23 protein-coding genes are annotated in these 25,256 nt (G+C 35.1%); 15 read left to right on the plus strand and 8 right to left on the minus strand.

Features of this window, described 5'->3' with window-relative positions:
• Positions 1-78: 78 nt before the first annotated feature.
• The 3 genes from FNW17_RS14075 to FNW17_RS14085 all read right to left on the minus strand — a co-directional run bounded on the left by FNW17_RS14075 (position 79) and on the right by FNW17_RS14085 (position 2,707).
• On the minus strand, positions 79-483 hold the full coding sequence (locus FNW17_RS14075; RefSeq protein ID WP_143391022.1) for a c-type cytochrome: 405 nt from the start codon (positions 481-483) through the stop codon (positions 79-81).
• A gap of 270 nt (positions 484-753) precedes the next feature.
• The gene (locus FNW17_RS14080; RefSeq protein ID WP_144071979.1) at positions 754-2,334 is read right to left on the minus strand and encodes an NADP-dependent glyceraldehyde-3-phosphate dehydrogenase; all 1,581 of its coding nucleotides are present in this window, start codon (positions 2,332-2,334) and stop codon (positions 754-756) included.
• A 67-nt stretch (positions 2,335-2,401) separates the two neighbouring features.
• Complete coding sequence (locus FNW17_RS14085) at positions 2,402-2,707, minus strand: rhodanese-like domain-containing protein (protein WP_143391020.1); 306 nt, start codon at positions 2,705-2,707, stop codon at positions 2,402-2,404.
• 372 nt (positions 2,708-3,079) lie between these two features.
• On the opposite strand from FNW17_RS14085, the gene FNW17_RS14090 reads away from it, so the two are divergent.
• The 12 genes from FNW17_RS14090 to trpA all read left to right on the plus strand — a co-directional run bounded on the left by FNW17_RS14090 (position 3,080) and on the right by trpA (position 13,081).
• On the plus strand, positions 3,080-3,535 hold the full coding sequence (locus tag FNW17_RS14090) for a MarR family winged helix-turn-helix transcriptional regulator (protein ID WP_143391019.1): 456 nt from the start codon (positions 3,080-3,082) through the stop codon (positions 3,533-3,535).
• A gap of 19 nt (positions 3,536-3,554) precedes the next feature.
• Positions 3,555-4,187 (plus strand): NAD(P)H-dependent oxidoreductase, encoded by a 633-nt coding sequence (locus tag FNW17_RS14095; protein WP_143391018.1) that lies wholly within the window; start codon positions 3,555-3,557, stop codon positions 4,185-4,187.
• A 26-nt stretch (positions 4,188-4,213) separates the two neighbouring features.
• The gene (locus FNW17_RS14100; RefSeq protein ID WP_144071980.1) at positions 4,214-4,780 is read left to right on the plus strand and encodes a YceI family protein; all 567 of its coding nucleotides are present in this window, start codon (positions 4,214-4,216) and stop codon (positions 4,778-4,780) included.
• A 383-nt stretch (positions 4,781-5,163) separates the two neighbouring features.
• Positions 5,164-6,564, plus strand: coding sequence for an anthranilate synthase component I family protein (locus FNW17_RS14105; RefSeq protein WP_143391016.1), 1,401 nt, complete (start codon positions 5,164-5,166; stop codon positions 6,562-6,564).
• Positions 6,565-6,605: 41 nt separating this feature from the next.
• Positions 6,606-7,172 (plus strand): anthranilate synthase component II, encoded by a 567-nt coding sequence (locus FNW17_RS14110; protein WP_143391015.1) that lies wholly within the window; start codon positions 6,606-6,608, stop codon positions 7,170-7,172.
• 44 nt (positions 7,173-7,216) lie between these two features.
• Positions 7,217-8,053 (plus strand): c-type cytochrome, encoded by an 837-nt coding sequence (locus FNW17_RS14115; protein ID WP_143391014.1) that lies wholly within the window; start codon positions 7,217-7,219, stop codon positions 8,051-8,053.
• A complete protein-coding gene (gene trpD, locus FNW17_RS14120) occupies positions 8,054-9,046 on the plus strand; it encodes an anthranilate phosphoribosyltransferase (RefSeq protein WP_144071981.1) in 993 nt (330 codons plus the stop codon).
• A gap of 85 nt (positions 9,047-9,131) precedes the next feature.
• Complete coding sequence (gene trpC, locus FNW17_RS14125; RefSeq protein WP_143391012.1) at positions 9,132-9,914, plus strand: indole-3-glycerol phosphate synthase TrpC; 783 nt, start codon at positions 9,132-9,134, stop codon at positions 9,912-9,914.
• Between the two features lie 128 nt (positions 9,915-10,042).
• Complete coding sequence (locus FNW17_RS14130) at positions 10,043-10,672, plus strand: phosphoribosylanthranilate isomerase (protein ID WP_449404058.1); 630 nt, start codon at positions 10,043-10,045, stop codon at positions 10,670-10,672.
• Positions 10,673-10,718: 46 nt separating this feature from the next.
• Positions 10,719-11,900, plus strand: coding sequence for a tryptophan synthase subunit beta (gene trpB / locus FNW17_RS14135; protein ID WP_144071982.1), 1,182 nt, complete (start codon positions 10,719-10,721; stop codon positions 11,898-11,900).
• Between the two features lie 19 nt (positions 11,901-11,919).
• The gene (locus FNW17_RS14140; protein WP_143391010.1) at positions 11,920-12,252 is read left to right on the plus strand and encodes a gamma-glutamylcyclotransferase family protein; all 333 of its coding nucleotides are present in this window, start codon (positions 11,920-11,922) and stop codon (positions 12,250-12,252) included.
• Between the two features lie 67 nt (positions 12,253-12,319).
• Positions 12,320-13,081, plus strand: a complete 762-nt coding sequence (trpA, locus tag FNW17_RS14145; RefSeq protein WP_144071983.1) for a tryptophan synthase subunit alpha — start codon at positions 12,320-12,322, stop codon at positions 13,079-13,081.
• Positions 13,082-13,302: 221 nt separating this feature from the next.
• Here trpA and FNW17_RS14150 read toward each other — a convergent pair whose 3' ends face one another.
• A complete protein-coding gene (locus tag FNW17_RS14150) occupies positions 13,303-13,860 on the minus strand; it encodes a DUF4494 domain-containing protein (RefSeq protein WP_143391008.1) in 558 nt (185 codons plus the stop codon).
• Positions 13,861-14,217: 357 nt separating this feature from the next.
• On the opposite strand from FNW17_RS14150, the gene lipA reads away from it, so the two are divergent.
• The 3 genes from lipA (at position 14,218) to FNW17_RS14165 (ending at position 18,378) form a co-directional block, all read left to right on the plus strand.
• Positions 14,218-15,087, plus strand: a complete 870-nt coding sequence (gene lipA / locus FNW17_RS14155; RefSeq protein ID WP_143391007.1) for a lipoyl synthase — start codon at positions 14,218-14,220, stop codon at positions 15,085-15,087.
• A 73-nt stretch (positions 15,088-15,160) separates the two neighbouring features.
• Entirely contained in the window at positions 15,161-16,153 is a 993-nt protein-coding gene (gene gap / locus FNW17_RS14160; RefSeq protein ID WP_143391006.1) for a type I glyceraldehyde-3-phosphate dehydrogenase, read from the plus strand.
• Between the two features lie 50 nt (positions 16,154-16,203).
• Positions 16,204-18,378, plus strand: coding sequence for a tetratricopeptide repeat-containing hybrid sensor histidine kinase/response regulator (locus FNW17_RS14165; protein WP_143391005.1), 2,175 nt, complete (start codon positions 16,204-16,206; stop codon positions 18,376-18,378).
• A gap of 6 nt (positions 18,379-18,384) precedes the next feature.
• On the opposite strand, the gene FNW17_RS14170 is transcribed toward FNW17_RS14165, so the two are convergent.
• From FNW17_RS14170 to FNW17_RS14185, 4 genes are all read right to left on the minus strand, one after another.
• The gene (locus FNW17_RS14170; RefSeq protein ID WP_143391004.1) at positions 18,385-19,197 is read right to left on the minus strand and encodes a purine-nucleoside phosphorylase; all 813 of its coding nucleotides are present in this window, start codon (positions 19,195-19,197) and stop codon (positions 18,385-18,387) included.
• Positions 19,198-19,316: 119 nt separating this feature from the next.
• Positions 19,317-21,725 (minus strand): glycoside hydrolase family 95 protein, encoded by a 2,409-nt coding sequence (locus FNW17_RS14175; protein ID WP_144071984.1) that lies wholly within the window; start codon positions 21,723-21,725, stop codon positions 19,317-19,319.
• A gap of 21 nt (positions 21,726-21,746) precedes the next feature.
• Positions 21,747-23,696, minus strand: a complete 1,950-nt coding sequence (locus FNW17_RS14180) for a sialate O-acetylesterase (protein WP_144071985.1) — start codon at positions 23,694-23,696, stop codon at positions 21,747-21,749.
• 17 nt (positions 23,697-23,713) lie between these two features.
• Positions 23,714-25,231 carry a glycoside hydrolase family 5 protein gene (locus FNW17_RS14185; RefSeq protein ID WP_143391001.1) on the minus strand — a complete coding sequence of 506 codons (1,518 nt, stop codon included), beginning with the start codon at positions 25,229-25,231 and terminating at the stop codon, positions 23,714-23,716.
• Positions 25,232-25,256 lie beyond the last annotated feature (25 nt).

A 25,256-nucleotide genomic window follows, 5' to 3' on the forward strand; every position in this document is an offset into this window, starting at 1 on the left:
ATTGAATAGATTCATCACTTTTTTTATCAAATATAAAGCTTTTTATTAAATTATGGGTAATTGCGGACAATCAAAAATTTATTTATTTTTATTGAGTTGTCTAATATAATTCACTAATTGCCAGCGTTGATCCTCGGTCAACAATTCATCATAAGAGGACATTGGAGGTTTTCCAACGGTTATTTTCCAGAAAATTTCACCATCTGTTTCATCTGACATATTTTTTAATGCTAAGAAATTAGTTGGTTTTTTTTCAAGACTTAATCCAGCCTCTCCATTACCTTTTCCAGTAATTCCGTGACATAAAACGCACATTTGCCCATAAATTACTTTCCCTTCTGCTGTTGCAGCTTTATTTCCTTCAAATGGATTTTTTAAAGCCTTTGTATATTCTGGAACTGCCCAGTTTTTTTGGGCAAAAATACTGTTGCTAACAAAAAACAGTGATGCAATAGCTACTAAAAACAAATAATTACTTTTCATTGTGTCAAAGTTTAAATTTATATAGTAAAGTTACTACAGTTTTTTCACAATAACACTATAATTATCACGAAATATTTAATAAAAAATCATTTTATAACAAATATCGCAATACGTTACTCTTTTTCAAATTTTACTCCCTTTCAATTCTTATGAAGAATACTATTTATAATTCATTAGAAAACTTATAGTAATAAAAATACCCCCAAATAGTGTCTAACTTTTTGGGGGCAGTCTATACCCTTACGGTTTTTATTGTAATGCTGATTTGTACTACAAAATATAATCAGTATTGATGAAGTTCGATTCTTTGCTATTTAATAATTCTTGTAAAATAGCATTGTTGTATTCATTGTCTTTGGATGCCACAAAAGTTCTAATAGAAAAAGAACGCAAGGCATCAAAAATACTCAAAGTTCCCACTGCCGAGTCTTTTCGACCCGTGAAAGGGTACAAATCAGGACCTCTTTGACAAGAACTATTCAAGTTTACTCTACAAACTAGGTTTACCAAAGTATCAATAAGTGGCGCAATGGTTTTGATGTCTTGTCCAAACAAACTCACTTGTTGTCCATAATTGGATTCCGCCATATCATTCAACGGTTCCTGAATATCTTTGAAAGTCAAAATAGGCACTATTGGTCCAAATTGCTCTTCGTGATACAAACGCATTTCTTTGTTTATAGGAAACAAAACCGCTGGAAAAATAAAATTATCAAAATGTTCTCCTCCTTTAGCATTGATTACTTTTGCGCCTTTACTTGTCGCATCATCAATCAATTCCTGAATGTAAGCAGGTTTTTCTTTCTCTGGTAATGGTGTAAGCGAAACTGATTTATCCCAAGGATTTCCATAAACAAGTTCATCTACTTTAGCAGCAAAACGCATGTTGAATTCCTCGGCAACTGTTTCGTGAACATACAAAACTTTCAAAGCCGTACAACGCTGTCCGTTGAATGACAAAGTTCCTGTAATACATTCTTGAATAGCCAAATCTAAATCGGCATCAGGCAATATTATTGCAGGATTTTTGGCTTCTAAACCTAAAACTAAACGCAATCTATTCTTGTTTGGATGCTGATCTTGCAAAGCAATAGCTGATTTACTGTTTCCAATCAAAGCCAAAATATCGACTTTTCCTGATTTCATTATTGGCGAAGCTACTTCACGACCTCTACCATAAATCACATTGATGGCTCCTTTTGGAAAACTGTTTTTGAAGGCTTCTAATAAAGGGGAAATTAATAAAACACCGTGTTTTGCAGGTTTGAAAATTACTGGATTTCCCATTATTAATGCCGGAATCAATAACGAAAAAGTTTCATTCAATGGGTAATTATAAGGACCTAAACACAAAACAACTCCAAGTGGTCCACGACGAATCATTGCATTTACACCTTGACTTTTGGTGAAATGAGCACTGTTTCTGTCCAATTGTTTGTAATGTTCGATGGTGTCATAAATATATTCTACTGTTCTGTCGAATTCTTTTTCGGAATCTCCTAGTGTTTTTCCAATTTCCCACATCAAAAGTTTAACCACTTCAGTTCGAGTAGTTTTCATTTGCGTGACAAATTTCTCCATACACTTGATGCGATCGGCTACTTTCATCGTAGGCCATAAACCTTGACCATTATTATAAGCAGACGATGCCGCTTCGAGAACTTCCAATGCTTCTGTTTCTCCCATAAAAGGGATGTTTCCTAATAAAGTAGGCTCGTATTTTTCTGAAGAAGAAATAGTGGAATAAACAGGCGTCATTTCGCCGGTCCATTTTTTTAATTCTCCATTAACTAAGTACGTATCTTGATTGAGTAAGGTGTTAATTTGAAATTCTTTTGGTATTGTATTCATTATTATTGTATTGTGCTTTCCATTAAAAGCGTGAATAAAAACGTAGATTTTGCTTCCTATAATTTGGCTATTCTACTTCGCCTTCCCATTCTATAATTCCGCCCAACAAATTGAAGGCATTCTCAAAACCAAGGCTATTCATAACCTCACAGGCTTTAGCACTTCGGGCTCCTGAACGACAATAGACATAATAATTTTTAGATTTGTCCAATGCTTCTATTTTGGTAATAAAACCTTGCCCCTCATAAATATCTATGTTTATAGCATTCGGAATAACTCCTTCATCGCACTCGGCACCTGTTCTTACATCCAGAATTACGGATTTATCGTCGGCTTCCAATCGTGAAACCCAATCTTCTTGTGTTAAATTCATACAATTGTTTTTTGTAAAATTACAAAGTTTTTGCATAATACTAACTGACTCGATAGTTAATTAGATAATAAATCAAAGAAAACGTTTTAGTAAAAGCAAAAAACCAACAAATTATGAATTTATAATATAAAACACTTAAGTATAACCACTATATATATTTTTTTTGTATTTTATTTAGTATTTGTTTAAACATACCCTTAATTTTAATATCGAATAGTCACTGAAAGTGAAAGGTATTACAGTTATATTTTGATTAAATTGACTTCAAGTATAACTACTTCATAATTATTTTAACAAAAAAATAACACAACGTTTGTATATACAAATAAAAAACATACTACATTTGTACCAACAAATAACATATATACAAATATGAAAATTGAAGATGTTATAAAATCAACCGTACAGATGGAGAATTCCAAAAAAATTATCCTGAATATTATGTACACCAATAATATTTTGGCAGAAAAGTTTAATGAATTATTAAAACCATACGACATATCGGGGGAGCAATATAATGTACTCAGAATAGTAAGAGGACAAAAAGGGAATCCCGCAAATATGTGTGTGATACAAGAACGAATGTTAGCCAAAACTAGCAACACAACAAGATTAGTCGATAAATTATTACTAAAAGAATTTGTTACACGAGAAGTTTGTCCTGAAAATCGTCGAAAAATAGAGGTTTCAATAACACCAAAAGGTATAGATGTTTTGAAAGAATTAGACCCAAAAGTTACGGCACACGAAGAATCTTTTTCGAAAAATTTGAATACCGACGAAATAGTTTTATTAAACCACTTATTAGAAAAATATAGAAATCAATAAATTAATTATAAAATACAATATGAGTACTTTTTTAGAAAATCAAAACTGGAGATACGCCACAAAGAAATTCGACTCCACCAAAAAAATCTCAAGGGAGGATTTAAACACTTTAAAAGAAGCCATCCGATTGAGTTCCTCTTCTTATGGATTGCAACTTTACAAAGTTTTTATTGTAGAAAATCCGGAATTGAGAACAAAAATTCAACCCGCAGCTTGGGGTCAATCGCAAATCGTTGATGCTTCACACCTTATCGTTTTTGCAAATCAAACGAATGTTACCGATGAAGACATTGACGGTTATTTGAAAAATGTTGCCCAAACTAGGAATATCCCAGAAACAGCATTAACGGGATATGGCGATTTTATGAAAGGTGGAATTGGAGCCAAATCGGATGACGAAAAATCTAATTGGACCTCTAAACAAACTTATTTAGCGCTAGCCAATTTATTGAATGCGGCCGCTGAATTAAAAATTGATGTTACTCCAATGGAAGGTTTCGTTCCTGAACAAGTAAACGAAATATTAGGTTTAAACGATTTGGGTTTAAATGCCACATTGATAGCGCCTATAGGCTATAGAAGCACAGAAGATGCCACCCAACACCAGAAAAAAGTTAGAAAATCAAACGAAGAATTATTTATTACACTTTAATTATTAACTCAACAACAAATTACATTATGAAAAATTTAAAATCAATTGCATTAGCATTAGTAGTAGTTTTATCTACAACGGCAGTATTTGCTCAAACAAAAAACATCAACACAACAACAAGTACTATCGAATGGGTAGGAAAAAAAGTAACTGGACAACACAATGGTACGGTAAATTTAAAAGACGGAGCATTAATTTTTAAAGGAAAAAAATTGACTGGCGGAATTTTTACTGTTGACATGACTTCATTGACAGCTACTGACCTTACCGGAGAATACCAAGGAAAATTGAACGGACACTTGAAAGCTGACGATTTCTTTGGAACCGAAAAATTTCCAACTGCCAAATTAATTTTCAAAAAAATTGTAACTAAATCTGCCAATGTATATTCTGTAACTGCTGATTTAACTATCAAAGGGATTACTAAACCTATTACTTTCGATTTAACTGTAAACGGAAATACTGCCACTACAGCGTTCAATGTAGATCGTACTAAATACGATATAAAATACGGTTCAAAATCATTCTTCGAAAGCATTGGAGACAAAGCAATCTATGATGAATTCGAATTAAAAATAACTTTGAAATTTTAATTCTTTACACAAAAGTCAATGATTCTAAACCCTGATAAGAAATTCTTAGGGTTTATTTTTTTTAACAAAATCATAAAAAAAAGTATTTTTAATTTATTCTGTTTGGATAATCAAATTTGATTTATATATTTGTCAAATGAAAACGATTTTAAACAATACTTGGTGGTGGAACAATTTACGTCAAACGTCGTGAACAAAGCACCTGTAGTATAAACTATAAATATAAAAGGCTTGTCATCACGACAAGCCTTTTTTTTGTTCCCCACCCCAACCCTGCCCGAAGGAGAAGGAGACGAGATCAAAAAAAACAATTTAATAAATAATTAAAACCCTATTTACCCCAATAGGTACTCCCCTGCTTCGGAGGGGTTGGGGGAGGAAAAATGAAAACATTTATTTTAAATACTCATTACAAACAAATCCTTGCCGACACCATAACACCGGTAAGTGTCTATTTCAAAATTCGAGATCAATTTTCGAATAGTTTACTTTTGGAAAGTAGCGATTATCACGGCAACGACAACAGTTTTTCATACATCTGTTGCAACCCGATTGCTTCCATAAAAATTGAGAACGAAACCATTTTCAAAACCTTTCCCGACGGAAGCTCTGAAACAATTGGTATTGATAAAAATACCGATATTCCACAAGTAATTCAAGAGTTTTCAGCTCAGTTTAAATCGGATAAAAGTGATTTTAAATTCATCAATAACGGGTTATTTGGTTACATTTCGTATGATGCCGTTCGCTATTTTGAAAAGGTAACTATCGCAAAAAAAGAAAATAGTAATACCATTCCCGATGTGTATTACGCAGTGTATCAAAACATCATTGCCATCAATCATTTCAAAAACGAAGCTTATATTTTCTGTCACAGTTTAGACGGAAAAAATAACATTTCAGAAATCGAACAATTATTACAATCTCGAAATATCGCTTCTTATAAATTTTCGAAAGAAGGAGAAGGTTTTTCAAATTTGACAGACGACGAATTTAAGCAAAATGTGGCTTTGGCCAAGAAACATTGTTACCGCGGCGATGTGTTCCAATTGGTATTGTCCAGACGATTTACCCAAGGTTTCAAAGGCGACGAATTCAATGTTTACAGAGCCTTGCGAAGCATCAATCCTTCCCCTTACTTATTCTTTTTTGATTACGGCGATTTCAAAATATTTGGTTCTTCACCCGAAGCGCAAATTATTGTCAAAAACCGCAAAGCCGAAATTCACCCCATCGCAGGAACATTTAGAAGAACTGGCGATGACGAAAAAGATGCTGTTTTGGCCAAAAATTTATCCGAAGACAAAAAAGAAAACAGCGAACACGTAATGTTGGTCGATTTGGCTCGAAATGATTTAAGCCGCCACGGTCACGGTGTACAAGTGGAAAAATACAGAGAGGTTCAGTTTTTCTCTCACGTGATCCATTTGGTTTCTAAAGTAACTGGACATTTACACGAAAAAGCCACTACAATGCAAGTCGTTGCCGATACATTCCCAGCAGGAACATTAAGCGGCGCACCTAAACACAGAGCGATGCAATTAATCGAAGATTACGAAAAAACCAATCGTAATTTCTACGGAGGCGCCATCGGTTTTATGGATTTTGAAGGCAACTTCAATCACGCCATTATGATTCGAACGTTCTTGAGCAAAAACCACCAATTACATTCTCAAGCTGGTGCTGGAATTGTAGCCGATTCAAATGAAGAAAGCGAAATGCAAGAGGTTTATAATAAATTATTAGCGCTCAATAAAGCATTAGATTTAGCCGAAACAATATAATGTAAGGACAAGTCGCAACTTGTCCGTAAAATAAAAATAAAATGAAAAAAATACTAGTCATAGACAATTACGATAGCTTTACGTACAACTTAGTACATTATCTCGAAGATTTAAATTGCGAAGTTACCGTTTATAGAAACGATGAATTCGATATTGACGAAATCTCACATTTCGACAAAATACTACTTTCGCCAGGACCAGGAATTCCCGACGAAGCAGGTTTGTTGAAAGCCGTAATTGGTAAATATGCTCCAACCAAAAGCATTCTTGGCGTTTGCCTTGGCCAACAAGCCATCGGAGAAGTTTTTGGAGGAACTCTTTCTAACTTAGACAAAGTCTATCACGGCGTTTCCTCAATGATAAAAACATCTGTTGACAATGAACTTCTTTTTGAAGGTTTGGGAAATGAATTCGAAGTGGGACGTTACCATTCTTGGGTTGTTGATGCTGAATTGCCAAATGTTTTGGAAGCTACTTCTTTCGACGAAAACGGCCAAGTTATGTCTTTGCGACACAAAACATTTGATGTTCGTGGCGTACAATTTCATCCTGAAAGTGTGTTGACACCAAACGGAAAAAAGATTTTGGAGAATTGGCTAAAATCTTAGTTAACTTTCTGCCTTATTTGTGAACTTTGTGGTTAAATAAAAAAATGAAAACAACCAAAATCCATATTTTAATTTCTTGCCTTTTTATTTTTAGCGTCCTTTCTTGTAACCAAAAGAAAGAGCAAAAAATAAAAACCATGAGTATTACCCAGACGGAAACAAAGTTGGATTTATTGGATTTACAAACAAAAAATAAACTAGGAAAAGATACAGTGGTCGCAATTATCAACGATCCTGTGTATCACAAAGCAAAGAAATACAAAGCTGTAAGCGCGTCGATTTTGATTAAAAATGAAATTGATTTAACAAAAATTGACCCCAAAAACACCAAAATAGTTTTTGAATGTAAAGATGGTTACAAACCAGAAATGCCTTTGGAATTGTTTTTAAATGCAAAACCCTATTTGGCATTCCAAGATTTGGATGCGCCAAAAGGAACAAAATGGGAAGCCATCATAAAGGATGGGAATGAAATGAATGCAGCACCGTTTTATATCGTTTACACATCCGTTTCTGAAAAAGATACTCGTTACAAATGGCCTTATAATTTGGTAAAAATTCATTTGGAACCATTGAATAAATCGACATTAGAATTGTATCCCCTAAAAAACAGAAAATTGGAAACGGGTTATACTTTATTCAAAAATCAATGTTTAACCTGCCATTCGATAAACGGAATTGGAGGAACAATGGGGCCGGAATTAAATTATCCGAGAAGTGTCACCGAATATTGGAAAGAAAACGAACTGGTCGATTATATCGTGAATCCGGCTTCGTTTAGAAACAAAGTAAAAATGCCGACGTTGGGAATTACAAAACAGCAATCCCAAGAAATTGTTGATTATTTAAAATATATGTCTGAAAATAAAAAGAAAATATAAATGAAAACCATATTAAACAGGCTCATCAACCACGAATTACTTTCTAAGGAAGAGGCCAAAAATGTATTGGTCAATATTTCCAACGGAAGTTATAATCCAAGTCAAATTGCCTCTTTTCTCACCGTTTATATGATGAGAAGCATCAGCATCGAAGAGTTAGCAGGTTTTCGCGAAGCCTTGTTAGAATTGTGTATAAGAATTGATTTATCAGCCTACAACACGATCGATTTATGCGGAACAGGTGGCGATGGAAAAGACACTTTCAACATATCAACTTTGGCTTCATTTATCGCAGCTGGTGTAGGAATAAAAGTGGCTAAACACGGTAATTACGGCGTTTCTTCCATTTCGGGTTCGAGTAATGTAATGGAGAAATTGGGTGTGAAATTCAGCAACGATAATGACTTTCTTGAAAAATGTATAAATCAAGCTGGAATTTGCATTTTACACGCACCTTTATTTCATCCTGCAATGAAAAATGTAGGTCCTATTCGAAAAGAATTAGGCGTGAGAACCTTTTTTAATATGCTGGGACCAATGATAAATCCGTCCTTTCCCAAAAACCAATTGGTCGGTGTTTATAATCTGGAATTAGCCAGAATGTATGCTTATTTGTATCAAAACACGGATATCAATTTTACCATTTTACATTCGTTAGATGGTTATGATGAAGTATCTTTGACTTGCCCGACCAAAACCATTACAAAAAGTATGGAAGGTGTTATAAAACCAGAAGATTTTGGTGTTAGACAATTGCTGCAAAGCGAAATCGAAGGCGGAAAAACCATCGAAGAATCGGCAGCAATGTTTATGAATATCATTTCTGGAAAAGGAACTGAATCCCAAAATAATGTGGTTTGTGCCAATGCCGCTATGGCAATTTCGACTGTAAATGGAAGCTCCCCATTAGAAAGTTTTCAATTGGCAAAAGAAAGTTTACTTTCGGGAAAAGGATTAGCAACTTTGAATAAGTTACAAGAATTAAGTAAATAAAATAGTTTCAAGTTTTCTTTGTTTCAAGTTTCAAGTTGTTGAAACGGTTTGAAACTTGAAACTTGAAACCTGAAACAAAATAAAAATGAACATATTAGATAGAATAATAGTTGACAAAAAAAGAGAAGTCATTCTCAAGAAATCCATCATTCCTGTTTCGCAATTGGAAGCTTCGGTTTTCTTTGAAAAAAAGACGATTTCTTTGAGTCAAAATTTGCAACATAGCAACTCAGGAATTATTGCTGAGCACAAACGTCGTTCGCCTTCCAAAGCTGAAATAAATTATAGTTTCACGGTCGAAGAAGTGGTGAAAGGCTATGAAAATGCTGGTGCTTGCGGGATTTCAGTTTTAACGGATGGCAAATATTTTGGTGGTTCATTAGACGATTTACTTTTGGCAAGAGCGTCAGTTAACATTCCGTTATTGCGAAAAGAATTCATAGTTGATGAATACCAAATCCTCGAAGCCAAAGCACACGGAGCCGATTTAATTTTGCTGATTGCAGCCGTTTTAACTCGTGAAGAAATTAAATCATTGTCCGAGTTTGCCAAAGGTTTAGGACTGGAAGTATTATTGGAAGTTCATAATTTAGAAGAATTAGAAAAATCGATAATGCCAACACTAGATATGATTGGCGTGAACAATAGAAACTTAAAAACTTTCGAAGTAAGTCTGGATTTCAGTAAACAATTGGCGGACCAAATTCCAAATGATTTTGTAAAAGTTTCCGAAAGTGGTATTTCGTCCATCGAAGCCATCAAAGAACTAAAACCTTATGGTTACAAAGGATTTTTGATCGGAGAAAACTTTATGAAAACCGACAATGCCGGCGAAGCTGCAACCGAATTTATCAAGCAATTAAAATAAACATTCCCTTGACCCCCGAAGGGGGAACCAGCAACTTGTAATAATTACTTATTATGCAATCATTTTCAAAAAAAATATCGACAAAACCAAATCCAGTTTCGGCTCCCTCTCCTTTGGAGACGGCTGGGGTGAGGATTAAAATCTGCGGAATGAAATACCCCGAAAACATACTCGAAGTAGGCTCACTCCTACCCGATTATATGGGCTTTATCTTCTGGGAGAAATCGGCTAGATATTTTGAAAGTACCATTCCCAAATTACCAAAATCGATAAAAAAAGTTGGCGTTTTTGTAAATGCAACTTTGGATGAAATTTTAGATAAAATTAAAACACACGATTTGCAAGCTGTTCAATTGCATGGTAACGAATCAGTTGAATTTTGCGAATTATTAAAAAAAAATACTTCAAAACTGATAGTTATCATAAAAGTATTTCCAATTTTAGATACCTTTGACTTTGGAATTTTAAATTCCTACGAAAAAGTGTGTGATTTTTTCCTTTTTGATACCAAAGGAAAACTACCTGGGGGAAACGGAACCACTTTTGATTGGAAAGTATTAGAACAATATCCATCGACCAAACCCTTTTTCTTGAGTGGTGGAATTGGTATTGAAGAATTTGATTCATTACAAGAACTTTTGAAAACCAATTTACCTGTTTTTGCCATTGACGTGAACAGTAAATTTGAATTAGAACCTGGATTAAAAAACATACAATTATGTAGAGATGCGATAAATCGCGTCTCTAGTAATCAATAAAAAGAGATGCGATAAATTGTGTCTGAAAATAAAAAAAATAAAAAAAATGTCATACAACGTTAACGAAAAAGGCTATTACGGAGAATTCGGAGGAGCATACATTCCAGAAATGTTATATCCAAACGTCGAGGAATTACGCCAACAATATTTGAAAATTACAGCTGAACCTGAATTTCAGGAAGAATTTGATGCTTTGCTCAAAGATTATGTAGGTCGCCCTACTCCACTTTATTTTGCAGCTCGCTTATCTGAAAAATACAACACAAAAGTGTATCTCAAAAGAGAAGATTTATGTCATACTGGCGCGCATAAAGTCAACAACACTATTGGACAAATTTTATTGGCCAAACGTTTGGGCAAAACCAGAATTATTGCCGAAACTGGAGCCGGTCAACACGGTGTAGCTACAGCAACTGTTTGTGCCTTGATGGGATTGGAATGCATCGTATATATGGGAGAAATCGACATCAAACGTCAAGCTCCAAATGTAGCTCGAATGAAAATGTTGGGTGCCGAGGTTCGTCCCGCACTTTCAGGTTCTAAAACGCTAAAAGATGCCACAAACGAAGCCATTCGTGATTGGATAAATAATCCAGTTGACACCTATTACATCATTGGATCGGTAGTTGGACCTCATCCCTATCCTGATATGGTGGCACGTTTTCAAAGTGTAATTTCAAAGGAAATCAAAGAGCAATTATTAGAAAAAGAAGGTCGAGAAAATCCTGATTATGTTATAGCTTGTGTCGGTGGCGGAAGCAATGCTGCGGGTGCATTTTACCATTTTTTAGACGATCTTGATGTTAATATTATCGCTGTTGAAGCTGCCGGATTAGGAGTTGATTCTGGCGAAAGTGCTGCCACTTCGGCTTTGGGAAAAATTGGTGTCATTCACGGAAGTAAAACCTTATTGATGCAATCTTTAGACGGACAAATTACAGAACCCTATTCAATTTCGGCTGGTTTAGATTACCCAGGAGTTGGCCCGATGCACGCCAATTTATTCGCTACAGGAAGAGCAGAATTCATCTCGATTACAGACGATCAAGCGATGCAGTGGGGCATAAAATTGTCGCAATTGGAAGGCTTAATTCCTGCCATCGAAAGTGCTCATGCTTTTGCTGTTTTAGACGAAAAAAAATTCAAACCTACTGATATTGTCGTGTTTAATTTATCCGGTCGTGGCGACAAGGATTTGAATACTTATATTGATTATTTTAAATTATAATTGACAAAAATAGAAGACTATGATTAAATTATTCACTTACGGCACTTTGCAACATGAAGATGTACAAGAAAACCTTTTTGGTCGTGTTTTAAATGGAACGCCTGAAAAATTAATTGGATATGTTTTAAAAAGATTTCAAATCGAAGAAGAATTTGGAATTGTTCACTATCCTGTAATTGTGGAAACAAAAACCGAAGCCGATTTCATTGATGGAATTGTTTACGATGTTACCGAAAAAGAGCTAAATCAAGCTGATTTGTACGAAGGCATGCATTACAAACGTGTCGAAGTTCAATTGCATTCTAGCCAAAAAGCGTGGGCTTATAGCGCTGCCAATTTAACCCACTTTTAAATTATTCCCTTAAAACTAAACCTCTAAACCAGACGGGTATAGAGCATAAGGTTTAAAAACATAAAAAATGAATAGAATAAATCTAAAATTACAAGAAACAAAAAAAATACTATCCATCTATTTTTCGGCTGGATATCCAAAACTAAACGATACCGTAAAAATCATTGAGGATTTAGAAAAAAATGGTGTCGATATGATCGAAATCGGATTACCATTTAGCGATCCATTGGCCGATGGGCCAACGATTCAGGAAAGTTCGACCCAAGCGTTGCACAACGGAATGACAACCCAAGTTTTGTTTGACCAATTAAAAGACATTAGAAAAACAGTTACAATACCGCTGGTAATTATGGGTTATTATAATCCAATGTTGCAATTTGGTATGGAAAATTTCTGCCAGCAATGTGCCGAAATTGGAATCGATGGCTTAATCATTCCGGACCTTCCAGTAGATGTCTATGCAGATGAATATAAAACCACTTTCGAGAAATACGGACTCAAAAACATCTTCCTGATTACACCACAAACTTCGGACGAGCGCATTCGTTTTATCGACAGCGTATCTGACGGATTTATTTATATGGTAAGCTCGGCAAGTGTAACTGGTTCGCAATCCGGTTTTGGAAGCGTTCAAGAAGAATACTTTAAACGTATCGCCGATATGAACCTGAAAAATTCTCAAATCATCGGTTTTGGAATTAGCAACAAAGAAACCTTTAATCAAGCCACGCAGTTTGCTAAAGGCGCAATTATAGGAAGTGCTTTTATCAAAAACTTGACGGATAATGGAGTTGGAAGTATTGGGGGATTTGTGAAAGCAATTCGATAAGCAGTTCCGATTTTATAAAATATCAAACCGCAAATTCGCAAATTATTGAGCATTGAATGCTGTGTATAATTTGCGAATTTGCGGTATTTTTTTTAAGAATATTTTTATATATTTGATAGAAAATTATTCTCTGCCCGGCTAACGCGAATGCAATGTCATTAAGTTAATGGCATTATACTTGCGTTACCAATGACTTAATATTTTCCTGTAAATAAAAAAAATCAATAACTCTCCGCTACAACCTCGTCATTGAATTCCATTGTGTCTTCTATTTCTGTTGTATTATTTTCAGGTTTGGAAGCTTTTAGGGCATTGAACTTTTCCATTTGCTCTAATTCGCCTTCTTCTCCGGAGAAATATGGAAAAACATCCATAATTGGAGATTCTGAAATGGCTGGAATGGTGTAGTCGCCCATAGATCCTTTCATTACTTCAATAGTGTTGTCGTAAGCTTCTCTTACATCATTGGCTTGGACTAATAAATACATATTGGTCTTGCGCTCTTTGCCGCTTTCTTCGTCATAAGCCATCAAAGAAACTCTGGATTTAAACCAACGATCGGCATTTTCGAAAGGATGAATTTCGGCATAATTCGCCACTTTTATATTCGTGATTTTGAATTCTTCACTAACATAAGCTTTCATTTCTTCATTGATTCTGGACTCGGCTTCTGTATAGGATAACGCATCTACCAAATACGGTTCGGTAGTCACTTTTTGTGCTCCAATATCATCTGTTTTTCTGTATTTCACTTTGCATTCGTACCACATTCCGCTCATAATTATTTTTTTTTAAGGATGCCAAAGATAGATTTTAGAGACAAAAAAAATCACAATTCATAAAATAGATATTCACAATTTTGGGAAGGAAGTTCCATTTACTTGAGTGCGTGAGGGATAAAAGCTAGCTACCGAAGTAGCGCGGATAGCCCGACCGATTTTGTGAAAGGGGGCGACAATCCAGCAACGAGAGTGCCCCCTTTTGCAAAACCGGTTACGCCCAAACAATTGCAAAATGAGTGGTTTCTATTTTGAAATTTATAATATAATATCCCAATTCGGTTATCAAAATTCCCAATACACAAATTCCTGTTCCTAAATCTACTTTACTTATCTTTGCACTTTCAAAAATACTTTATGGAAACTGTTTTAGAGAATACATTGCCTGTTGGAAAGCCAAAATGGTTGAGAGTGAAACTCCCAATCGGTCAAAAATATACCGAACTTCGTGGTTTAGTTGACAAATACAAATTGAACACCATTTGTACTTCGGGAAGTTGCCCGAATATGGGCGAATGCTGGGGCGAAGGAACGGCAACGTTTATGATTCTAGGAAATATTTGCACGCGTTCTTGTGGATTTTGCGGCGTAAAAACCGGAAGACCTGAAACCGTAGATTGGGATGAACCTGAAAAAGTGGCGCGTTCTATAAAAATAATGAACATCAAACACGCTGTAATCACTAGCGTGGACAGAGACGATTTGAAAGATGGCGGTTCCATAATTTGGATAGAAACTATAAAAGCCATTCGCAGAATGAACCCAAACACGACATTGGAAACCCTAATTCCTGATTTTCAAGGTATCGAAAGAAACATAGACAGAATCGTGGAAGCCAATCCTGAGGTGGTTTCACATAACGTGGAAACCGTTCGAAGATTGACACGTGAAGTAAGAATTCAAGCTAAATACGACCGAAGTCTGGAAGTTTTGAAATACTTGAAAGAACAAGGAATCAACAGAACCAAATCTGGAATTATGCTGGGTCTTGGCGAATTGGAAGAGGAAGTTTTTCAAACAATGCAAGATTTAAGAAACGCCAATGTGGATATCGTAACCATTGGTCAATACTTGCAACCAAGCAAAAAGCATTTACCTGTAAAAGAATTTATCACGCCGGAACAATTCGCCAAATATGAAAAATTTGGTTTGGAATTAGGTTTCCGTCACGTAGAAAGCGGCCCGTTGGTGCGTTCTTCTTATAAAGCCCAAAAACATATTCTTTAAAAATTGTTTCAAGTTTCAGGTTTAAAGTTGCGCTACTTGAAACTTTAAACCTGAAACTTTAAACAAAAAAAAATTGAAAACAAGAATTGCCATAAACGGTTTTGGACGCATTGGACGAAATTTATTTCGCTTGCTTTTGAATCATCCCACCATCGAAGTTGTTGCCATTAACGATATTGCCGACACCAAAACGATGGCGCATTTAATCAAATACGACAGCATTCACGGGGTTTTACCTGATGAAGTTTCGTCTGATGAAAAAGGAATTATTGTTGATGGGAAACATTTTTTGTTTTTTCACGAGAAAAGCATTTTAAATCTCGATTGGAAATCCATAAATATTGATGTTGTGGTTGAAAGTACTGGAAAATATAGCACTTTCGACGAAATCAACGCTCATATTTTGGTTGGAGCCAAAAAAGTAATTCTCTCCGCTCCTTCTGAAGTGGATTCGATAAAAACGGTGGTTTTGGGTGTCAATGAAAATATTTTGGACGGAACTGAAACTATTATTTCCAACGCCAGTTGCACCACAAACAACGCCGCTCCGATGCTAAAAGTCATCAGTGAACTTTGCGGAATTGAACAAGCGTATATTACCACAATCCATTCTTATACCACCGACCAAAGTTTACACGACCAACCACACAAAGATTTGCGTCGCGCTCGAGGTGCGAGTCAATCCATAGTTCCTACCACAACCGGAGCTGCCAAAGCATTGACTAAAATTTTTCCTGAATTTGAAGGTAAAATAGGCGGTTGTGGGATTCGTGTTCCCGTTCCTGACGGTTCGTTGACCGATATCACCTTTAATGTAAAACGCGCCGTAACTATCGAAGAAATTAATGCTGCTTTTAAAAAGGCTTCCCAAACGAATTTGAAAGGAATTTTAGCATATACAGAAGATCCTATCGTTTCTGTGGATATTATTGGCAACAAAAATTCCTGTTTATTTGATGCGCAACTGACCTCGGTTATTGATAAAATGGTAAAAGTCGTGGGTTGGTACGACAATGAGATTGGTTATTCATCGAGAATTATAGATTTAATTATTTTAACTACTTAATAAATAATTCAATACCTTTAACGCTTTCATAAGAAAATCTTAAAAATCGAATGAAGTATTTTCTATTATTTTTCATATTAAGCAGTACAATTTCATTTTCTCAAAAGCAAAAATCGGTCGAGAAAATAGATAGTGTTGCCTATTATAGCAATTTGCGAGATTCCAATGTTAAGGTGAATAAATATAAAGACGCATTGCATTATACTCAAAAAGCAATAATTTATTCCAAAAATAATAACCAAATAGAATCTCTAGCGAACCAAACTTTTTTCTTGGGAAAGTTATATTATGATGTTAAAAAATATGATGATGCTATAAAATCATTCAATATCAGCATTACTATATCTAAAAACTTTATTCCTTCTTCGATTCAAGGAGCTACCTACTATAATTTGGGAATGTGTTTCATGAAAAAAAGAAGTTTTGACAATGCCAAAATTTACTTTGACAAAGCTCAAATATTATATGATACACTAAAAATTACAAATACTGCCGATTTAATAAACCTTCAAAAAGGAATAATTTACAAATCAAAAGGGGAATACGATTTAGCTTCAACTATTTTAAAAACAATAATTGCAAAACCTGACAGTCAAGCAATTTTAGATAGCAAAACGGAAGCTTTGTATCAAATAGGAACAATTGAAATGCAACAAAACAGAAATAATTTGGCTTTAAATTATTTCAACAAAGCCTTAAATTTGAATGCCAAAAACAAAAATATTGAACAGAAATCATCGATTTTACTAGCTTTAAGTACTGTTTATGAAAAAATATTGGATAAAAACAATGCTTACACATACTTGAAACAACACTCCAATTTAAAAGAAAGTATATCCCTTTTAGACAACGAAAAACTGGATGTCGATGATTATGAAAAATTTAAAGAGTCGGAACGGTTAAAGGAAATAAAACAAATAAATGAAGAAACTAAGCAGCAGGAAAAAGCCAATAAATTTTCTAAACTAATCAGTATTCTTGCCATTGCACTAATATCGATTTTGTCGCTATTAAGTTTGGCTTTGTACAAAAACAACATTATTAGAACCCAATCAAACCAATTATTGGAAGAGAAAAATAAAGAACTGATTATTGCCAAAGAAAAAGCAGAAAAAGCTTCCAATGCAAGATCAGAATTCCTCTCGACAGTGAGCCACGAGCTGCGAACCCCCTTGAACGCTATTAACGGTATTGCTCATTTACTATTAGAAGAAAAACCAAAGAAATCTCAAATGAATTATTTGGAATCATTGAAATTTTCGGGAGATTATCTAACCACATTTATTAATGATATTTTAGAAATTCAAAAAATAGATTCTAAAAAAATTGAAATTGAGAATATTAACTTTAATTTAAAAAAATTATTTCAAAATATTCAGAACTCTTTGAAAGAATTAGCCTCAATAAACAACAATGCCTTCGAACTCCATATTGATTCTAACATCCCAGATAATTTGATTGGTGATCCTACCAAATTGTCTCAAATTATAATGAATCTAATCAATAATGCTTTAAAATTTACAAAAAATGGTAAAGTACAACTAATTACAAAACTCTTATCGATAGAAGATACTGTTGCAACCATTTATTTTGAAGTAAAAGACGATGGCATAGGAATTCCAGAAGATCAATTAGAGTCGGTATTTAATAGTTTTTCGCAAGGTTCTGTTGGAATAAACCGTAAATACGGAGGGACTGGTTTAGGATTAACCATTGTAAAAAAAATAACTAAAATTTTGGGTGGCAATATAAAGCTCGAAAGTACTGTTGGAAAAGGTTCTTCCTTTTCTTTGGAATTACAATTTAAGGAAGGCAGTAAAATTTTCAAAGAAGTAAAAAAAATAAAAACTTACGACGATTCTATTTTAAAGAATAAAAAAATATTAGTGGTTGAAGACAACAAAATCAATCAAATGGTTTCCAAAAAAATGCTGAAAAGCAAAGGAATCCTTTGCGAAATAATTGACAACGGAGAAGATGCTATAGAAATCGCTCGAAACAATAAATTTGATATGATTTTAATGGACGTCCACCTGCCGGGCATTAATGGAACTATCGCTACTCAACAAATTAGGAAATTTGACAAAATTACCCCAATAATTGCACTCACAGCAATTTCACTGAATGAAAATAGAGATATGCTTTTATCATATGGTATGAATGATGTCATTACAAAACCATTTGTTCCTGAAGATTTTTATGAAGGTATTGCCAAATATATTTAGACTTCATTAATATTTTAAAATCAATTCTTTAATCAAACTTCTCACATTTGGTTCGGCTTTTTTAGCAGCTTCTAGAACTTCATCGTGCGAAACGGATTCTATACTTTCCTCGTTGCCCATATCCGTAATTACGGATAATCCAAAACATTCCATATCCATATGGCGAGCCACAATAACTTCGGGAACCGTTGACATTCCCACACAATCAGCCCCAAGAATTTTGACCATTTTATATTCGGCAAGCGTTTCAAATGTTGGCCCTTGAAGTCCAAGATAAATACCGTCTTGAACTGTTATTTTAAGCTTTTTAGCTAATGCTTTAGCCATAGAAATCATATTATTAGAAAAAGGTTCGCTCATGTTTAAAAAACGAGGCCCAAAACGTTCGTCATTTTTGCCACGCAACGGATGTTCTGGCATCATATTGATTTGATCTTTCAAAATGACAATTGAACCCACTTCATAATTTGGGTTTACACCCCCAGAAGCATTAGAAACTACTAATTTTTCGACACCTAAATATTTCATTACACGAACCGGAAAAGTTACTTCTTTCATCGAATATCCTTCATAAAAATGGAAACGACCTTGCATAGCAACTACTTTTTTGTCGCCAATAGTTCCAAAAACCAAAGCTCCTTTGTGACCTTGAACTGTCGAAACTGGAAAGTTTGGAATCTCACCATAAGGCAAAGTAAATTCGATTTTTATATCATCAGTAAAACTACCCAATCCTGAGCCTAAGATGACACCATATTCTGGAGTGAAATTGGTTTTTTCTTTTATATAACTAACGGTTTCTTGTACTTGTTCCCACATAATTTAGTATTGTATTTTTATTAAAAATTAACTATGCAAAGATGCAAAAAACGGTTCAGGTTTTACGATTATTGCAAGAAGTAATTTATCAACATTTTAAAGTAAATTCCCTTTAATTTTTACCAAATTATTTCCTTTTTTTGCCCTTTTATCAAAGTGATTTCTTTGTTTTTATCGCCGCAAATCAATGTCGTTTTACCTCCATTTTTAGAAAAAACAGTCACTTTTTTTAATGTTTTGGTATTCCATTCCATTGCGATTTCAAATCCTCCACGGGCACAAATTCCTTTTACAGAACCACTTTCCCAAGCATCAGGCAAGGCGGGAAGTAATCGAATTTCAGTTTCGTTAGATTGCACCAACATTTCGGCAACGGCAGCTGCTCCACCAAAATTCCCATCAATTTGAAACGGCGGATGTGCATCGAATAAGTTAGGATATGTCCCTCCTCCTCGTCTTGGTTTCTCCGTTTTTTTTCCATCAGGATCGACATAGCGAAGTAGTTCTCGGAACATTTTATAAGAACGATTTCCGTCCCAAAGTCTTGCCCAAAGATTGATGCGCCAGCCTTTGGACCAACCTGTAGTTTCGTCTCCTTTTATTTCCAATGTTGTTTGGCAAGCTTTGGCCAAATCTGGTGTTTTCAAAGGTGTGATATGATCGCCAGGAAAAAGCCCGAACAACTGCGATTGATGGCGGTGTTTGGGATCTTTGTCATTCCAATCGAAATACCATTCTTGCAAGTTTCCTTTTTTACCTATTTGATACGGATGCAATTTGGAAAGTGCCGTTTCGAGTTTTGTTCTAAATTCTGCATCCACATTCAACACTTTCGAAGCTTTGATGGTTTTGTCGAAACATTCTCGAATCATAGCCAAATCAGCTGTTCCACCATATATTGTGGCTCCAATGAAACCATCGGGAGTGATGTATTGATTTTCGGGCGAAGTAGATGGCGAGGTAATTAAATCACCGTTTTTATCTTCAACCAACCATTTCAAACAAAACTGCGAAGCGCCTTTCATAATTTCGTAACCCTCTTTTTTGAGGTAATTTTTATCTTGAGTAAACACATAATGTTCCCAAATATGCGTGCTCAACCAGGCTCCAGCCATATTCCAACACGCCCACATTGGTTCTTCTTTTCCAAATTGACCAACAGGATTCGTCATCGCCCAAATATCCGAATTGTGAGCAGCAGCCCAGCCTTGATCAACCCCATAAAAAGTTTTTGCCGTAACTTTCCCCGTTACCGAAAGGTTTTTAATGAAACTCAAAAGTGGCAAGTGCATTTCCGAAAGATTCGTGTTTTCGGCCAGCCAATAATTCTCCTCCAGATTGATATTCGTCGTATAATTACTGCTCCAAGGTGGATTCATGTGCGGATTCCAAAGCCCTTGTAAATTGGCGGGAACACCAAGAGTTCTGGAACTGCTGATGAGCAAATACCGTCCGAAATTGAAATACAAAACTTCCAGATTATTATCCTCATTCCCTTCTGAATAGCGCAATAAACGTTCGTCGGTTGGCAAATTAGGAGCTGTTGTTTTTCCTAAATTCAAGGTAACCCTATTGTAGAATTTTTGGTAATCGGCTAGATGGGATTGTTTTAATTTTTCGAATGATTTAGAAAAAGATTTATTCAAATTTTCCAATGCAATGGCTTTATCGTTCAATCCCTCGGTAGCTGGATTTTTATCGAAACCATTAAAACTAGTGGCGATGGAAACATAAATCAATGCTTCGGTAGCATTTTTTAAACCCAAACTCGAAGAGGAATTTGTGATTGTTCCATCGGTATTTTTGATTTTTATTAGGCTGGTGAATCTTGTTCCTCGTTCTTTTTCCGAAAGAAAAGCAGGCACAACTTCATAACCCGGATTTTCGTGAATGGGTGCAGAACCATTCATTGAAAGTAAATCATCTTTAAATTCTGTTTTAAATTTCAATAAACTATTCGAATTGATGTCAAAATTTAGCGTTCCTTTTTTACTGCTGGTCAACCTAATTACCATAATTTTATCGGGAGCAGAAACAAAATATTCTCGAGTAAATTTGACACCATCAATTTCATAACTCACTTTCGAAATGGCTTTAGAAATATCCAATTCCCTGTAATAATTGGTCGCTTTCCCGTTGTGATGATTGTTTATTTCCATCGTTCCCAAAGGCGAATAAGACTCGGAGTTTTTACCTTGAATCTTTTTGTTCAATTCTTCGGCGAGTTTATAATTTTCGCTTTTTAATGCTTCGCGAATGGCAGGCAAAGTTTTATACCCCTCAGGATTCATATTCGCATTGACCGGTTCTCCCGACCAAAGCATGATGTCGTTCAAATAAATTTTGTCAGAATTGACTCCTCCAAAAACGGTTGCACCCATTTTCCCATTACCTAAAACAAGGCTTTCCTCGAAATAATCAGCTGGCTGATTGTACCACAAAATATGATTGGATTGGGCTGCAGCTTTTCCGAAAAATGAGGAAAAAATAAAAACGAAAAGTAGTTTTTGGAAGAGATTTGATTGCATCCTTTTTTTTAGTTTCAAAAATTATTTGCTGACCTTATATTTTTCATTGACGGTAACCATTTCCCAATCATCGGTTCTAAATTGCGAAGCAGGAAATTTTTCTTTGTTGAAAAGATTGATTTCCGTATCATCGTCGGCCCAACCGTAATGTACCGCTACAGGATTGGGAACGCTTTCGCTAGTAACTATTACTTTGTTTTTTTTGATAATCGCTTTGGCAGAATGAAATACTTTATCAGATCCTGCGATTTCAAATCCTCTTAAAATTCCATTCGAATCAGATGTTGATAATCCGCTACCGATGTTGTCAAAAGTTAAAATGATTTGGTTTCCTTTGATTTCTTGAGATTTATACATTGGGCCAGAATAAACCATTTTTTCTCCGTAAACATTGTTCAAAGCAATTGCAGCCAATCGTTTTCCAACATCTTGTTTATTGGTCGGATGAATGTCTTTGGCATTTCCAATATCAGTAATCACGGCCATTCCTGTATTGGGTAATTTCAGGGTTTCGGTTTGTGCTTCGCGAAGTTCAGCCCATTTGCTGCCATTTTTACTATTGCCACCATATTCATCAAAAGTAGCTAATTGCACAAAGTAAAAAGGAAAATCTCCTTGTTTCCATTTGCTTCTCCAATCATTAATCATCAACGGAAAGGCGATTTGGTATTGTTTGGCTCTAGTTACATTGGCTTCGCCTTGATACCACAAAACTCCATGAAAAGCAAAGGGAACCAATGGATTAATCATCGCATTATATAACAATGAAGGATAGCCATTTGGTGAAACTTCGCTTTTTATTTGAACAACATTAAATTTCCATTGACCAGATAAAGGAATAACAGAATTTTGTAGTGTTAGTTTCAAATCCGATTTATCACCATAGATTCCGCCTCCTCCAGTATTATCAATAATTTTAATTGCAATTACATTTTTTCCTTCTTTAAGCAATCCTTCTGGAATTTCATAAGTCCTTTTTTTGGCATAATTATTTGTTGTCCCAATTAAAACACCGTTTATATAATCAAAATCTTGATCATCAATTTTTGCCAATTCAAGGATCGCCTTTTTATTGGCATCTTCTTTAGTAACGATAATTGATTTTCGCATCCAAACCATACCATCCAAATTATTTAATTGTTGACTTTCCCAAAGTTCAGGCACTATCATTTCAGGCCATTGACCATCATCAAAATTAAGTTCTTTAAATAATAATTCTTCGTTGGTACTCACTTTAGAACCTTGAATCTTTTCAATTTTAGCTGTAATTAATCCAATTTGACTTCTAGATAATGAATCAATATCCACTTGAGGGACATTGGCAATCATATCTTTAAATTCTGAACTATTTTCGAATGCTTCACGACTTGTCCAAGTTTCTACATTAGTTCCGCCCCAAGAAGTGTTGATTATTCCTATTGGAATTTTTAATTCGGCGTGTATTTTTTTGGCAAAAAAGTAACCCACAGCAGTAAAATCACCCACATTTTCTTTATTACAAACCGCCCATTTTCCTGCTTTTAAATCCTCTTTTGGCGTTCCACTCAAATCTTGGGCAACACCAAAATGACGAATCATTGGATAATTGGAATCATTGATTTCTTTTTCAGAATTCATCGTTTTACTCACTTGAAATTCCATATTGGATTGTCCGCTGCAAATCCAAACTTCGCCCACCAAAACATTGGTGATGACCATTTTGTTTTTCCCAGTAATGGTCAATTCAAAAGGGCCTCCTGCTTTTTCGGCATCTAATTTTACCATCCATTTTCCGTTTTTGTCGGCTGTGATGCTTTTGGTTTGTTTGTTGAAACGGACTTCCACTTTTTCATTGGCATCTGCCCAACCCCAAACGGGAATTTGTTTATTGCGTTGCAAAACCATTCCATCGGAAAACAACAACGGCATTCTAACATTGGCGCTCGCCATTAAACTGAAAAGCAATAAAATCAAAAGACTGTTTTTTTTCATTTTTAATATAGTTTAAATTATTTCAATCCATCAAGCAATCCTGTTAACGCTTGATTGTCAAATATGGTATTATTTGTTCTGTTAAAAAGTGCTGATCCATTGTTACCCATTCCTCCTGCATCCCAATAAAAAGGCAACATTCCATTAGCTTTAGCTTGTTTAACCACATATTTTAAGAAAAATGCTCTTGAATCTAAATGTAAAGTTAAGTCGCTACCCGTTAAATTCGAACGTCTTATTGCTCCAAATTCACCTAAAACTACTGGAATTCCTTTATCGACAAATTGCGTTTTCATAGATTTAAAAAGTTTATCCAACTCGGTTTCTTCGCCATAGGTTGCATTATGTGCCGTATCGGTAGTCGAATGGTAATTAGCTCCCCAATAATAGAACATTTTGCCCCAAGTTTCGTCTTTCTCCATCCCGCAAAAATTCCAAGGTGTGTAATAATGAATCTCAACCATCATACGGTTTGCCACATTATCTACAGGCAAAGTCAACATCAATTTATTGGTTTTATCGATATCGGTCGATGGTCCTTGAACCACTAAAGTACGATTGGCGTTTTTACCACCTGTAGCTCTTACGGCATCAATAAATGTTTGATGATACGAGTTTAAAACATCCATTTGTGTTGCATCATCAACGTTGGGTTCATTGGCACTGGCAAAAAGTAAGTGCTCGTCAAAATCTCTTAAACTAGTAGCTATTTGTTCCCAAAAAGCTTTTTGTTTGGCATTATTTTCTACTTTTTTAGCATTGGTACAATTATTTTCTAGCCATCCACCGTCCCAGTGAATGTTGACCAATACGTACATATCATTGTCAACACAATATTGAACTACTTCCTTTACTCGATTGAGCCAATCTGCTTTGATTTGTGCTGTTGATGAATTAGCCATATTTTGATTCCAAGAGCAAGGAATTCGAATAGCATTAAAACCATTGGCTTTGACCAAATCTATCAAAGCTTTGGTCACTTTTGGATTTCCCCAAGCCGTTTCACCGCCTGTTGCTTCGAGAGTGTTCCCTATATTCCAACCCATTTTTATTTTTGCAGCAAGTTGAACAGCAGTACTACTCATTCCTGTTGCGTCGGCTGCAATTGGATTTGTATTGTAATTTGGATAGGTATTAGTTACAGGAGGAACAAAAGCAGCCTGATTTACTGTAATTATAACAGAAGCAACTTGACTTGAACTGACTGTAATTGTTGCTGAACGTGCGGTTGTAACAGTATTTGCAGCTGCTGTAACAGAAACCGAAGTTGACCCTGAAGTTCCAGAAGTCTTGCTTAATTGAATCCAACTCGAATCCGAACTACTAATTGTCCAAGAATCAACAGTGGTTGTAATAGTAATATCGGAACTACTTCCCGCATTTATAAAATCGATTGTACTTACATTTACCGTAAGTGTTTTTACTAATGGTTTCACATCAGGAGTTGAGCCTGAATCCGAACTACAGGCCAAAATTCCAAAAGAAGCCAATCCTAGAATGGCAAAAATTAATTGAGTACTGATTCTTTTTATCATTTTCTTTTATTTATTTGTTGCTAAA

Source organism: Flavobacterium franklandianum, assembly GCF_007097365.1.
Taxonomy (GTDB): Bacteria; Bacteroidota; Bacteroidia; order Flavobacteriales; family Flavobacteriaceae; genus Flavobacterium; species Flavobacterium franklandianum.

Excerpts from the sequence above, each read along its gene's own strand:
- trpA (WP_144071983.1), top strand. The coding sequence starts at position 12,320 with ATGAATAGAATAAATCTAAAATTACAAGAAACAAAAAAAATACTATCC.
- FNW17_RS14170 (WP_143391004.1), bottom strand. The coding sequence starts at position 19,197 with ATGTGGGAACAAGTACAAGAAACCGTTAGTTATATAAAAGAAAAAACC.
- FNW17_RS14140 (WP_143391010.1), top strand. The coding sequence starts at position 11,920 with ATGATTAAATTATTCACTTACGGCACTTTGCAACATGAAGATGTACAA.
- trpC (WP_143391012.1), top strand. The coding sequence starts at position 9,132 with ATGAACATATTAGATAGAATAATAGTTGACAAAAAAAGAGAAGTCATT.
- FNW17_RS14185 (WP_143391001.1), bottom strand. The coding sequence starts at position 25,231 with ATGATAAAAAGAATCAGTACTCAATTAATTTTTGCCATTCTAGGATTG.
- lipA (WP_143391007.1), top strand. The coding sequence starts at position 14,218 with ATGGAAACTGTTTTAGAGAATACATTGCCTGTTGGAAAGCCAAAATGG.
- FNW17_RS14095 (WP_143391018.1), top strand. The coding sequence starts at position 3,555 with ATGAGTACTTTTTTAGAAAATCAAAACTGGAGATACGCCACAAAGAAA.
- FNW17_RS14110 (WP_143391015.1), top strand. The coding sequence starts at position 6,606 with ATGAAAAAAATACTAGTCATAGACAATTACGATAGCTTTACGTACAAC.
- FNW17_RS14115 (WP_143391014.1), top strand. The coding sequence starts at position 7,217 with ATGAAAACAACCAAAATCCATATTTTAATTTCTTGCCTTTTTATTTTT.
- FNW17_RS14105 (WP_143391016.1), top strand. The coding sequence starts at position 5,164 with ATGAAAACATTTATTTTAAATACTCATTACAAACAAATCCTTGCCGAC.
- FNW17_RS14175 (WP_144071984.1), bottom strand. The coding sequence starts at position 21,725 with ATGCAATCAAATCTCTTCCAAAAACTACTTTTCGTTTTTATTTTTTCC.
- FNW17_RS14165 (WP_143391005.1), top strand. The coding sequence starts at position 16,204 with ATGAAGTATTTTCTATTATTTTTCATATTAAGCAGTACAATTTCATTT.
- FNW17_RS14180 (WP_144071985.1), bottom strand. The coding sequence starts at position 23,696 with ATGAAAAAAAACAGTCTTTTGATTTTATTGCTTTTCAGTTTAATGGCG.
- FNW17_RS14100 (WP_144071980.1), top strand. The coding sequence starts at position 4,214 with ATGAAAAATTTAAAATCAATTGCATTAGCATTAGTAGTAGTTTTATCT.
- FNW17_RS14080 (WP_144071979.1), bottom strand. The coding sequence starts at position 2,334 with ATGAATACAATACCAAAAGAATTTCAAATTAACACCTTACTCAATCAA.
- FNW17_RS14085 (WP_143391020.1), bottom strand. The coding sequence starts at position 2,707 with ATGAATTTAACACAAGAAGATTGGGTTTCACGATTGGAAGCCGACGAT.
- trpD (WP_144071981.1), top strand. The coding sequence starts at position 8,054 with ATGAAAACCATATTAAACAGGCTCATCAACCACGAATTACTTTCTAAG.
- FNW17_RS14075 (WP_143391022.1), bottom strand. The coding sequence starts at position 483 with ATGAAAAGTAATTATTTGTTTTTAGTAGCTATTGCATCACTGTTTTTT.
- trpB (WP_144071982.1), top strand. The coding sequence starts at position 10,719 with ATGTCATACAACGTTAACGAAAAAGGCTATTACGGAGAATTCGGAGGA.
- FNW17_RS14090 (WP_143391019.1), top strand. The coding sequence starts at position 3,080 with ATGAAAATTGAAGATGTTATAAAATCAACCGTACAGATGGAGAATTCC.
- FNW17_RS14150 (WP_143391008.1), bottom strand. The coding sequence starts at position 13,860 with ATGAGCGGAATGTGGTACGAATGCAAAGTGAAATACAGAAAAACAGAT.